This is a genomic window from Cobetia sp. cqz5-12, assembly GCF_016495405.1.
In the GTDB taxonomy this organism is placed as follows: domain Bacteria; phylum Pseudomonadota; class Gammaproteobacteria; order Pseudomonadales; family Halomonadaceae; genus Cobetia.
This window is the reverse complement of record NZ_CP044522.1, coordinates 2,213,684-2,226,299: the sequence shown is the minus strand read 5'-3', so window position 1 is coordinate 2,226,299 and position 12,616 is coordinate 2,213,684. Positions and strand designations below refer to the sequence as shown.

Here is a 12,616-nt window from a genome sequence, read left to right as displayed (position 1 = left end):
ACAACGACTGCCCCAACGAATATTCCGCCGTGACCCTAAAGACGTGCTCAGCGACGCCGATAGTCAGATTCATGCGACGTTGACCGAATGCCAAGGGGGTTATTGTGTTGTTGTTCATAGGCTATCTAGTGGTCATCGGGTCCACCCTGGGCGGGTATCTGATGGTGGGCGGGCACCTGGCGGTGCTGCTGCAGCCCGCGGAATTGCTCATCATCTGTGGCTCTGCCGTCGGCGCCTTTCTGGCGGGCAACAACGGCAAGGCCATCAAGGCTACCGGCAAGGCATTCTCGAAGTTGAAGCGTACGCGTGGCTACAACAAGTCTCTGTACATGGAAGTCATCGGGCTGCTGTATCTGCTGCTGTCGCGTGCCCGTCAGCAAGGCATGCTGGCGATCGAGCAGGACATCGACAACCCGCAGGAAAGCGCCTTGTTCGTCGAGTATCCTCGCCTGCTCTCCGACCCCATTCTGATGAACTTCATCACCGACTACCTGCGCCTGATGGTCAGCGGCAACATGGACCCCTTCGAGCTCGAATCACTGATGGAGCACGAGATCGAGACCTTCAAGCACGAGACCGAGATTCCGGTGCATTCCCTCTCGGCAGTGGCCGATGGTCTGCCGGCCTTCGGGATCGTTGCCGCCGTGATGGGGGTGGTGCATGCGCTGGCCTCGGCGGACCAGGGCGCCGCTCAGCTTGGCGTGTTGATCGCCAATGCCATGGTCGGCACCTTCCTCGGCATCCTGCTGGCCTATGGCTTCGTCACGCCGGTCGCCAACAAGATCCAGCACGAGGTGCATGAAGCCGTGAAGATGATGCAGTGCATCCGCGTCATCCTGATGGCCTCGCTCAATGGTTACGCCCCGCAGGTCGCGGTGGAATTCGGCCGCAAGGCGCTGTTCACCGCCGAGCGCCCCAGCTTCAACGAGCTGGAAGAGCATGTGCGCGAGATCAAGAACAAGGGTGCGGGCTGATATGGCGATGCTGTCACTCGCAAGTGCGTCAGTCGCAAGCGTGTCTGTCACCCGCATGTCAGCGACGCAGTTGTCGCTGGCGTTGGTGGTAGAGCCCGTGGGTGTCTCTGGGGTGAAGGCCGGAGGTCTCGATGAGTGAAGAGCGCAGACCCATCGTCATCAAGCGGCCGCGCATCGTCAAAGGCCATCATGGCGGTGGCTGGAAGATCGCCTACGCCGACTTCATGACCGCGATGATGGCTTTCTTCCTGGTGATGTGGGTGATCTCGAATGCCTCGGATGAGGACCTGCGGGAAATCTCCGATTACTTCGGTGCGCCGCTGGAAGTCTCGCTGCTGGGGGGCGATCGCAATTCGGCCTCCAGCAGTGCCATTCCCGGCGGCGGCTTCATGGCCGAGCAGACCCAGGGCGAGAAGGGCGCTGATCTGCAACGCCTGCAGCGCCAGGCGCTGGCCGATGATTCCCGCATGGCCGCCATTCGCGACGAGATCGATACCACCATGACGCAGCGCATGGCCGATGATGCGGACCTGGCCGAGCTGCGCGAGCAACTGCAGATCGAGCTGACCTCCGAAGGCTTGCGTATCCAGATCACCGATAGCGATCAGCACCCGATGTTCGCGCTGGGCAGCAAGCAACCCTCGCCACAGCTCTCGCAGCTGCTTGGCTTGCTGGCGCCGATTCTCAAGCGGCTGCCCAATCATCTGAGCATCACCGGGCATACCGACAATCGTCCCTTCGTCGGCGAAGGCGGCTATGGCAACTGGGAGCTCTCCACCGATCGCGCCAATGCTGCGCGCCGCGTGCTGGGCAACAGTGGGCTGCCCTATGAGCGCATCGTGCGTGTGGTCGGGATGGGCTCGCGCATCAGCCTCGACAGCCAGAACCCCGAGGCCGCCATCAATCGTCGCATCAGCCTGATGGTGCTCAGCCAGTCGGCCTATCGCGATATCACTGACAGCAATGGCGTCAATCCCCAGCCCGCCGAGGATATTGACAGCCTGCGCGAGCGTCTCGAGCAGCTGGCAAGCCCGGTGCGTGTGACGAATCCCGTCGCTGGCAGTCCCGTCACCGACAGCCCCGTCGCCTCCGGGCTGGACAGCTAAGTGCGCTCAAGGCGCCTCGCGTGAGAACTGAAGCGGCGCCACTTGCCGTGTGATAGCGCAATGACAGCCAGCGAGAACATGCATGGATATCAGTGAGTTTTATGACACCTTCTTCGAGGAGGCGCAGGAGCTGCTGGCCGAGATGGAGCGCCTGCTGCTGGCGCTGGATGTCGAGGCGCCGGATGCCGAGCGGCTCAATGCCATCTTTCGCGCGGCCCATTCCATCAAGGGCGGTGCCGCGACCTTCGGCTTCACGGTCTTGCAGGACACCACACACCACCTCGAGAACCTGCTGGATCGTGCCCGCCGTGGCGAGTTGCGGTTGAGCATTCAGCATATCGATCGCTTTCTGGAGACAAAGGACATGCTCGACGACCAGTTGGCGGCCTATCGCAATGCCCAGTCCCCCGACCCCGAGGCCTACGCGCATATCGTCGCGGTGCTCAAGCAGCTGGGAGAGGAGTCGTCGGTGATGGATGACCCGAGCGCATCAGTGCCATCTGACATTGATGGCTCGGACGCTCCAGGGCCGTCAGGCGAAGAATCTGCGCTAGTCGACAGCGATATGGCCCCGCCGTCTGCGCTCGAGCCACAGCCCCGCGCCGACGCCAGCCTGCCGCTGCTCTCGGTCACTCTGATGTTCGTCGCCGATCGCGAGCGTGAACTGCTGATCGAAGAGCTGGCCAACCTCGGGGAGGTCATCTCCAGCAGCGGTGACGAGCAGGTATGTCGCGTCATCGTGAGTACCACGGTCAGCGCTGAGGATATCGAGGCGGTGCTGTGCTTCGTCATCGAGCCGGAGCAGATTCTGATCGAGCCCGCGACACCTGCTCCACCAGCGGAGGTTGATGAGGTAGTTGATGACGTAGTTGATGGCGTAGTGGGTGGACAGGTTGAAGCACTGGCTGAAGAGCTGACTGAAAAGCAGGTCGAGGACGTCGCCGACGGCATGGCTGACGACGCAGCAAACGAACTTGCTGGCATGCAGCCAGCGCCCGCTGAAGCGACAGTCGATGCAGGCTCTTCGGCAGATGTCTCTTCCACTGGCGCGGCAGAATCGACCTCCGCTGGCATGGAAGAGTCGTCCCCCGCTGCCCCGGCGAGTGGCGAGCGACGCAGCCAGCCGGGGCGGCGCGCCACTGATGCGCCTGCCGAGCAGGGCTCTATCCGTGTCGGCGTCGACAAGGTCGATACCATCATCAACCTGGTCGGCGAGCTGATCATCACCCAGTCGATGCTGGAGCAGACGGCATCGGCGACCACGCCGCCGGATCAGGCGGCGCTGGTCAGTGGCATCAGTCAGCTGCAGCGCAATGCACGCGATCTGCAGGAGGCGGTGATGTCGGTGCGCATGATGCCGATGGACTACGTGTTCTCGCGGTTTCCGCGCCTGATTCGCGACCTTGCCTCGCGGCTGGGCAAGCACGTCGAGCTGGTCAGTCAGGGGCATGACACCGAGCTGGACAAGAGCCTGATCGAGCGCATCATCGATCCGCTGACCCATCTGGTGCGCAACAGCCTCGATCATGGCATCGAATCGCCCAGCGAGCGTGTGGCCAGCGGCAAGAGCGCCCACGGCACCCTGACACTGTCTGCCCGTCATCAGGGCGGCAATATCGTCATCGAGGTGATGGATGACGGCGCCGGTCTCGATCGCGCGCGCATTCTTGCCAAGGCGCGCAGCAACGGCCTGGCGGTCAGCGATGGCATGAGCGACGACGAGGTCTGGCAGCTGATCTTCGCCCCCGGCTTCTCGACGGCCGAGCAGGTCAGTGACGTCTCGGGACGTGGAGTCGGCATGGATGTGGTCAAGCGCAACATCCAGGCGCTGGGCGGGCATGTGGAGCTTGCCTCCGTGACCGGGCAGGGCACCACCACGCGTATCGTGCTGCCGCTGACGCTGGCGATCCTCGAGGGCATGGCCATTCGCGTCGGCGAGGAAATCTACATCCTGCCGCTGTCGGTGGTGGTGGAGTCGTTGCAGCCGCAGGCCGACATGCTGTTCAGCATGGTCGGCAATGATCGTCTGCTGAAGGTGCGAGACGAATACCTGAGCCTGGTTGCCTTGCATGAGGTGTTCGCGGTGCCTGGCGCGAAGACGCAGCCCGAGCAGGGAATCGTGGTGGTAGTGCAGGGCAAGGGGCGCCACTACGCCCTGCTGGTGGATGAGCTGATCGGTCAGCAGCAGGTGGTGGTCAAGAATCTGGAAAGGAATTATCGCAAGGTGCCGGGTGTCTCTTCGGCGACGATTCTGGGCGATGGTCGGGTGTCGCTGATTCTGGATGTCTCGGACCTGCATCGTCTCGCCAATCAGATGCCAGTGAAGCAGAGGCAGCCAGAGGTCGTCGCTGAGTCCGCCATGCCCCAGGGTGCCATCATGCCCGAGGGCGCCGTTGTCAGCTGAGGCGATGGCCGTTCAACGGTCGCATCCTCGCCCCTTGCGCCTTGGCGCGAAGCTCCACCCCATCACAGACAGGAGATGAGCATGTCTCACACGCAAGTTGCCACGGCGCAGACGTCCAATGTCGGCCTGGCGCAGGACCACGCCTCCAAGGTCAATGACGGCGGCGAATACCTGGTGTTCAGCCTCGGCGAGGAGCACTACGCCGTGGATATCCTCAAGGTGCAGGAGATCCGTGGTTACGAGAACGTCACGCGTATCGCCAATGCGCCGGCCTTCATCAAGGGCGTGACCAACCTGCGTGGCGTCATCGTGCCGATCGTCGATCTGCGGCTGAAGTTTCAACTGGGCCAGGCCGAATACACGCAGCAGACGGTGGTGATCGTGATCAATATCGGTGAGCGTGTGGTCGGCATCGTCGTCGATGGCGTCTCCGATGTCATCAGTCTTGCGGCCGATCAGGTGCTGCCGCCGCCGGAATTCGGTGCACGCATGAACAGTGACTTCCTGGCGGGGCTGGCGACCGTCAATGATCACATGCTGCTGATCATGGATATCGAGCACATGATGACCAGTGATGAAATGGCGCTGATGGAGCCCGCGGCACAGCCGGCATGACCTGCTGTCTCACGGCATGAGTCAGGCGCAATGCGCGACAAGTTGGCTGCGGCGTGCGCTCGCCTGATCTCGCAAGCTTTTTCGCCCCTATCGTCTCGAGCGCCGCTGGCCTGCTGGTCAGCGGCGTTCTTGCATTCAAGAACTGCCGACAGCGGCCGATAAGGTGTGCACCACAAGGTCGTGGGCGGCTGTGCCGGGCAATGACGGTCATGCTGTCGGTCAGTGGTCTCGCCGGGTCAATGATGATCACGCTGTGACGAGTACGAGGCTAAGCAAAGGCAATGCGAAACAATCAGCCGGTGACGGCACGGGAATACCCCATTGGTGAGCATGATTACCTGATCTCGCGTACCGATCTCAAGGGACGCATCACCTACGCCAACTCTGTGTTCATCGAGGTCAGTGGCTTTTCGCGTGATGCCTTGATCGGTGCGCCGCACAACCTGGTGCGCCATCCCGACATGCCAGAGGCCGCCTTCGAGAATCTGTGGTCGACGCTCAAGCAAGGCGAAAGCTGGCAGGGACTGGTCAAGAACCGACGCGAGAACGGTGACTATTACTGGGTCGACGCCTGTGTGACGCCGCTGATCGAGCAGGGCGAGGTGATGGGGTTTGCCTCGGTGCGCGTCAAGGCCAGTCGCGAGCAGATCGCCCAGGCCGAGCAGGTCTACGCGGGCCTCAAGCAGGGCAAGCGGGACTATCGCTTGAGCAAGGGCCGCATCGTGCCTGCCGGCCTTGCCGGGGCCTTCAAGCGCCTCACCCAGTGGCGCATGGCGCCGCGCATCGCGCTGCTGGCCGCACTGCCGCTGGTGGTCGGAGCCTTCGTGGGGGGGGAGCTGCTGCAGGTGCTGGCCGATAGCCAGGCGCATGCGCGTACCGTGCTGACCCAGCTTGCCGCCGAGCTACCCGCGTCGCAACTGGCGACGCTTGAGCAGCGCCAGCAAGTGCTTGAGGCGAGCCACGCGCGCCTGCAGTGGGGGCTGTGGGCCGCCTTCGCTGGCGTGGGCGTGGTATCGCTGTGGTTGGCGCTGCGCACCTACCGCAGTCTGGTTCGTCCGCTGCGCAGCACCCTGGATTTCGCGCGCCAGATCGCCGCGGGCAATCTTTCCCAGTCGATGACGCTGGCGGGCAATGATGAGATGGCACGTCTGGTACGAGCGCTGGACAGCATGCGCAAGTCGCTGGTCGGCATCGTCAGCGAGGTCAATGCGGGGATCAATGTGGTCAGGCCTGCCGCTGGCGACATGGCACACGGCAATCAGGAATTCTCGGCGCGGGTCGAGCAGCAGGCGGCATCGCTTGAGGAAACAGCGGCCAGCATGGAGCAGATGACCGGCACCGTGCGCCAGAATGCCGACAATGCCATCCAGGTCTCGCAACTGGCTGATCAGGCCACGCGCTCCTCCAACGAAGGTGGTGAGGCGATGCAGGCGGTGGTGGTGCGCATGCAGGGGATTACCGCCACCTCTGAAAAGATGGCCGACATCATCAAGGTGATCGACTCCATCGCCTTCCAGACCAACCTGCTGGCCCTCAATGCCTCGGTGGAGGCCGCGCGCGCCGGTGAACATGGTCGCGGCTTTGCCGTGGTGGCCGGTGAGGTGCGCAATCTGGCCTCTCGCAGTGCCGAGGCGGCGCGCGAGATCAAGACCCTGATCGACACCACCCAGCGGGAAATCAGCGACGGCGGGGATCAGGTCGAGGCGGCGCGCGGCACCATGGAGGCGATCGTGACCGGCATCTCGCGGGTCAATGATCTGATTGCCGAGATCTCCTCGGCCTCGCGTGAGCAGAGCGGCGGTATCGAGCAGATCAACACCGCCATCAACGAGATGGAGCAGGCCACCCAGCAGAACGCCCAGCGTGTGATGAGCAGCGCCCATCTGGCGCAGGATCTCGAGCGTTCGGTCGCGGGACTGTCGCACGCGGTCAATGTCTTCCGCTTTGGCGGCGAAGGTCCGGAGCAGATTCCCGCGCGCCTGCCGGGGGACGCAGCAGCCGAGCAGTCTTCTTCTGAGCCCGCGAAGGCCGCGACCCGAGCGCATGTGCCTGGCGGTACCCAGGGTCCGCGACGGTGACAGGGCTCACGCCGCCACCCGCCTGGGCCGCCCCGTCACCGGCCTCCCATTCCCTCGGGCGGGACCTGGTGATGACCGATGACGACTTCGAGCGCATCGCGCGACTCATCTATCAGCGCGCGGGTATCGTGCTGGCGCGTCACAAGCGTGAGATGGTCTACAGCCGTCTGTCACGCCGGCTAAGAGTGCATGGTCTGACGCGTTTCCATGACTATCTGACCATGCTGGAGGCCAGCCTGAGCCGCAGTGATCACGACGAGTGGCCTGCCTTCATCAATGCGCTGACCACCAATCTGACCGCGTTCTTTCGCGAGCCTCATCACTTCGTGATGCTCGAGAACTTCCTGCGCGAGCGCCTTCAGCGCCAGGCGTCGGGGCAGCGAGCGCCGCTGCGTATCTGGTGTGCAGCCGCCTCGACCGGGGAAGAGCCCTATTCCATCGCGATGGTGCTGCGCGAGGTGCTTGGGGCCGCGGCCAATCAGGTCGAGCTGATCGCCACCGACATCGACACGGACGCGCTGCGGGAAGCCGAACTCGGCATCTATCCCTTTGAGCGCATCGCCAAACTGGGTGAGCAGCGCTGCAAGCGCTTCATGCTGCGTGGCAGCGGCAGTCGCCAGGGACTGGTGAGGGTGCGCCCGGAGATCAAGCAGCTGGTGCGCTTTCGCCACCTGAATCTGCTGGATAGCCACTGGGACCTCGGTAGCGGCTTTGACGTGATCTTCTGTCGCAACGTGATGATCTATTTCGACAAGCAGACCCAGTCACGCCTGCTGGACCGCTTCGCACTGATGCTCAAGCCCGATGGACTGCTGTTTGCCGGTCATTCCGAGAATTTCTCATGGCTCAATGATGCCTTCACGCTGCGCGGCCAGACGGTCTATACCCTGTCTCGCCGCCGGACGGAGGGCGCGTGATGCGTCGTGATGGTTGGTGTTGATTCCCTTACCCTTACCCACTCTCCAGGAGTGTCTGGATGCCTACCCCCGCTTCATCGTCATGCTCGGTCTCAAGATCACATGCAGGTTCAAGGCCAGATTCGAACTCAAGTGCAGCTGCTGGCGCAGGCATGCCCCGGGGCGGGGCGGGGCGGGGCGCATGATCCGTGTGCTGTGTGTCGATGACTCCGCTCTGATTCGTGAGTTGATGGTCGAGATCATCAATGCCCAGCCTGACATGCAGGTCGTGGCCACCGCGCCGGACCCGCTGGTCGCGCGAGACCTGATCAAGCGTCACGATCCGGATGTGCTGACGCTGGATGTGGAAATGCCGCGCATGGATGGGCTGGATTTCCTCGAGCGCCTGATGCGTCTGCGGCCGATGCCGGTGGTGATGGTGTCTTCGCTGACCGAGCGCGGCGGAGAAATCACGTTGCGTGCGCTGGAGTTGGGCGCGGTGGATTTCGTCTCCAAGCCGCGCCTGGGCATACGTGGCGGCATGCTTGAGTATGCCGAGACGATTGCCGACAAGATTCGCGCCGCCGCGCGGGCCCGTATCCGGCCTGCGCGGCGCGCCGTGACGTCGCCATCGGCTGGTGGTGCACAGGCCTGCTCGGTTCTGTCCAATTCGGCCCTGTCCACTTCGGTCCAGTCCAGTCAGGCCCTGTCCAATCCGGCTCAGTCCAGCCTGTCTCAGTCCAATTCGGCTCAGTTCAATCCGTATTCATCCAGTCTGGCAGACAGATCAGTCGCCGCTTCGGTCAGTCACGACACGGTCGGTCAGGACACGGTCAGTCCGCCTGCGACCGCTGCTGCCAGCCGCCGGCCATTGCTGTCGAGCGAGAAGTTGATCGCGGTGGGGGCCTCGACCGGCGGGACCGAGGCGATACGCGCGGTGTTGCAGTCGTTGCCGGCGGATGCGCCGGCCATTCTGGTGACTCAGCACATGCCGCCGGGCTTCACGCGCTCGTTCGCCGAGCGCCTCAATGGACTGTGTCGTATCGCCGTCAAGGAAGCTGCGCACGGTGAGCGCATCCTGCCGGGGCATGCCTATATCGCGCCTGGCGACGCCCACCTGACGCTGTCGCGCAGCGGGGCCAACTATGTGGTCACCCTCGATCAGCGTCCGCCGGTCAATCGTCACCGCCCATCGGTGGATGTGCTGTTCGATTCCGTGGCGCGGGTGGCCGGTCGCAACGCCGTGGGCGTGATCCTGACCGGCATGGGCCGCGATGGCGCGCGGGGGTTGTTGCAGATGCGCGAAGCCGGCGCCCACACCATCGCCCAGGACGAGCAAAGCTGCGTGGTCTACGGCATGCCGCGGGAAGCCGTCGAGCTCGGGGCCGCAGAAAGCGTATTGCCGTTGAGTCGCATCAGCGGGCATCTGCTCCATCAGGTACAGCTGGCCGGGCGTTCGCAACGTGTCTAGACCGCCTCGATCTGCCAGAGCGCGGGTGTGAGTCGCCGACAACGAGAAGATGGGCGCAGAGGGTAAAGTCTGCCGGCTTGTGGCCGATAACCTCCTCACAAGGCTGGAATTTTCAGCCGTTCCCTCATGTGATTCTGGAAGAGAGCCCGACCGCTGATGGCCGACAAGAACCTGCGAATCCTCGTCGTCGATGACTTCCCCACCATGCGTCGGATCGTGCGCAACCTGCTCAAGGAACTCGGCTTCACCAATGTGGAGGAAGCTGAAGATGGGCAACAGGCCCTGGAGTTCCTTAATCAGGGCAGCTTCGAGCTGGTGATCTCCGACTGGAACATGCCCAACCTCGATGGGCTCGAGATGCTCAGGCGCGTGCGTGCCAATCCCGCCACGGCCACGTTGCCGGTGCTGATGGTCACCGCGGAGGCCAAGAAGGAAAACATCATTGCCGCCGCCCAGACCGGTGCCAGTGGCTATGTGGTCAAGCCCTTCACGGCGGCGGTGCTGGAAGAGAAGCTGGGCAAGGTCTTCGAGAAACACGGCCTCTGAGCCATCGGGCCACGCTGGCCGGGCCACGCTGGCCGCGTGGTTGGTCACATCAAGGAGGGTGTCATGAGTCAACTGGAATCATCATCTGAACCCCAGTCATCTTCGGGCGCTGATCCTGGTGTGATGGCGCGTGATGGGACAGCCAGCCTCGCCAGGTCGGGGGATAGCAGCGAAGACCTGATTCGGCGTATCGGCCAGCTGACACGCATGCTGCGCGACAACATGCGTGAGCTGGGGCTGGATCGGGAGATCGAACGTGCTGCCGAGGCGATTCCCGATGCTCGTGATCGCCTCAATTACGTGGCCAGCAAGACGGAACAGGCGGCAGATCGTGCCCTCAATGCCTGTGAGCGGGCCCAGCCGCTGCAGGATGCTCTGGCCAGTGAGGCGAAGTCTCTCAGCGGGCGCTGGGATGCCTGGTTCGCCGAGCCGGTGGCCCTGGATCAGGCGCGTGAACTGGTGATCGACACGCGTGCCTATCTGGCCGTGGTACCTGATCAGACCAGCGCCACCAGCAGTGAACTGCTCGAGATCATGATGGCGCAGGACTTCCAGGACCTTACCGGCCAGGTGATCAAGCGCATGATGGATGTCATCCAGCAGATCGAGATGCAGCTGTTGCAGTTGCTGCTCGACAATGCCCCCGAGAGTCATGCACGTTCGGCGATGGCGTCTTCCGGGCAGGCTGCCACCACGGCGGCCACTGCAGGGCTTTCTGCAGTAGAGCTTTCACCCTCGGCGCTGGTTGAGCAGGCAACCCCCAGCGCTGAGGAAGTCCAGTCTGGCGCCTTGCTCAATGGCCCCCAGGTGCGAGCCGATGCACCCGGGGTGGTGGCCAGTCAGGATGAGGTCGATGACCTGCTGGACAGCCTCGGCTTCTAGCGACTTTCTTGTTGCTAGCATCTGCTGGGCCTTGCGCTTCGTATCCTTGCCCTTCAACTCTTGTCCGTCATGCCCTTGCCCGTCACGCCCTGCGTGGCGGGCAAGGGCGTTTTTGGGCGCTATTCCGCGCTTTGATCCCTACTGTGCTTGGCACAATGAGGCCCATTCTCGGCATGATGCCTTCGCCGTGCGCGCCAGTGTGAGCGAGAGTCATGCTCCTCGGCCGGTCCAGGCAGATGCGATCAGAGGCGATCAGAGGCAAGCGGAGTAGCCGGTGGCTGACGAGCAGAGCAGCGACGACAAGACGGAAGAGGCCACGCCCCACCGGATACAGAAGGCCCGCGAGGAAGGGCAGGTGCCCCGCTCACGAGAGCTGGCGACCTTTCTGTTGCTCGGCGGAGGCGCGGCAGGCCTGTGGCTGTTGGCGGGGCCGCTTGGCGATACCCTGGAGCGTGTGCTGGGTGCCTCGTTCGGCTTTGATCGCGCTCAGGCACTCGACAGTCGCGTGATGCTCGCCAACGCCTTGATGCTTGGCCAGGAGGCCTTGCTGGCACTGTTGCCGTTGTTCGCCCTGCTGATGGTGCTGGCGCTGGTCGGCCCGGTGCTGCTGGGCGGCTGGATGTTCTCCACCAAGTCGCTGGCGCCATCGCTGGGCAAGCTCAATCCCGTCAAGGGGCTGGGCCGGATGGTGTCCTCCCAGGCGCTGGCCGAACTGCTCAAGACCATTGCCAAGTCGATACTGGTCGGTGGCGTGGTGGTGATGTATCTGCATGCCCAGCGTCAGGAATTGATGGCGCTGATGATGATGCCGCTGGGCAACGCCATGGCGGATGCGCTGGCGATCGTGGCGCGCTGTACGGCGCTGGCGATATTGATGCTGATCGTGCCGACCCTGATGGATGTGCCCTATCAGCTGTGGAGCCACGCCAAGAAGCTGCGCATGAGCCTCGAGGAGATCAAGCGTGAGCACAAGGAGACGGATGGTGACCCGCAGATCAAGGCGCGCATTCGTCAGCAGCAGCAGGCGATGGCGCGCGCGCGCATGATGAGCGCCGTGCCCACTGCCGATGTCATCGTCAACAACCCGACACACTACTCGGTGGCGCTGGTCTATCACGAGGGCGACATGCGCGCACCGCGGGTGGTGGCCAAGGGCCGTGATGAGGTGGCGCTGCGCATTCGCGAAGTGGGCGAGGCGAACGGCGTGCCGATGCTGAGTGCGCCGCCCTTGGCGCGTGCCCTGCACACCCATGTCGATCTCGAGCAGGAAATTCCCATTGCGCTCTATCAGGTGATCGCCGAGGTGCTGGCCTGGGCGATGCGACTCAAGCGAGCCCGCAACCAGGGTGGCCTGCGCCCGAGTCTGCCGACAGATCTGTCCGTTCCCGATGAGTATCAGGTGCCCGAGGAGGCGCAAGGGGCGGGTGAGGAGGCTGGTCCGCCTGGCGCCGTGCGTGATGGCGGGAAGCCGGCAGCCGAACTTGAGGTTTCAGCCGCAGGCGCGCCGCCCTCTGACGCAATGTCTTCTGATCATGATTCTGATGATGCCGATGCCGATGCCGGGGCGGTCTTCCAGCCCAGCGCCAAGCCTGAACCGGACGCTGACGCGACGACGGATCCTCGTGCCGGAAGTTGAAGACTGCA

At 63.5% G+C, this 12,616-nt stretch carries 10 protein-coding genes; all 10 read left to right on the top strand.

Annotated features, from left to right (window positions below):
• Window positions 1–104 precede the first annotated feature (104 nt).
• The 10 genes from motA (at window position 105) to flhB (ending at window position 12,608) form a co-directional block, all read left to right on the top strand.
• Window positions 105–974, top strand: coding sequence for a flagellar motor stator protein MotA (motA, locus tag F8A90_RS09395; protein ID WP_200016813.1), 870 nt, complete (start codon window positions 105–107; stop codon window positions 972–974).
• A gap of 131 nt (window positions 975–1,105) precedes the next feature.
• A complete protein-coding gene (gene motB, locus F8A90_RS09390) occupies window positions 1,106–2,080 on the top strand; it encodes a flagellar motor protein MotB (protein WP_166018114.1) in 975 nt (324 codons plus the stop codon).
• Between the two features lie 82 nt (window positions 2,081–2,162).
• Window positions 2,163–4,484, top strand: a complete 2,322-nt coding sequence (gene cheA / locus F8A90_RS09385; protein WP_200016812.1) for a chemotaxis protein CheA — start codon at window positions 2,163–2,165, stop codon at window positions 4,482–4,484.
• A gap of 75 nt (window positions 4,485–4,559) precedes the next feature.
• Window positions 4,560–5,099, top strand: coding sequence for a chemotaxis protein CheW (locus F8A90_RS09380; protein WP_200016811.1), 540 nt, complete (start codon window positions 4,560–4,562; stop codon window positions 5,097–5,099).
• Window positions 5,100–5,380: 281 nt separating this feature from the next.
• Window positions 5,381–7,177: a methyl-accepting chemotaxis protein gene (locus F8A90_RS09375; protein ID WP_200016810.1), complete on the top strand. Its 1,797-nt coding sequence runs from the start codon at window positions 5,381–5,383 to the stop codon at window positions 7,175–7,177.
• Window positions 7,178–7,248: 71 nt separating this feature from the next.
• Window positions 7,249–8,094, top strand: coding sequence for a CheR family methyltransferase (locus F8A90_RS09370; RefSeq protein WP_200016809.1), 846 nt, complete (start codon window positions 7,249–7,251; stop codon window positions 8,092–8,094).
• 181 nt (window positions 8,095–8,275) lie between these two features.
• Window positions 8,276–9,544, top strand: coding sequence for a protein-glutamate methylesterase/protein-glutamine glutaminase (locus tag F8A90_RS09365; RefSeq protein WP_200016808.1), 1,269 nt, complete (start codon window positions 8,276–8,278; stop codon window positions 9,542–9,544).
• 156 nt (window positions 9,545–9,700) lie between these two features.
• Window positions 9,701–10,090, top strand: coding sequence for a chemotaxis response regulator CheY (cheY, locus tag F8A90_RS09360; protein ID WP_200016807.1), 390 nt, complete (start codon window positions 9,701–9,703; stop codon window positions 10,088–10,090).
• A 123-nt stretch (window positions 10,091–10,213) separates the two neighbouring features.
• Window positions 10,214–10,972: a protein phosphatase CheZ gene (gene cheZ / locus F8A90_RS09355; RefSeq protein ID WP_200019965.1), complete on the top strand. Its 759-nt coding sequence runs from the start codon at window positions 10,214–10,216 to the stop codon at window positions 10,970–10,972.
• 274 nt (window positions 10,973–11,246) lie between these two features.
• The gene (gene flhB, locus F8A90_RS09350) at window positions 11,247–12,608 is read left to right on the top strand and encodes a flagellar biosynthesis protein FlhB (protein WP_200016806.1); all 1,362 of its coding nucleotides are present in this window, start codon (window positions 11,247–11,249) and stop codon (window positions 12,606–12,608) included.
• Window positions 12,609–12,616: the final 8 nt, after the last annotated feature.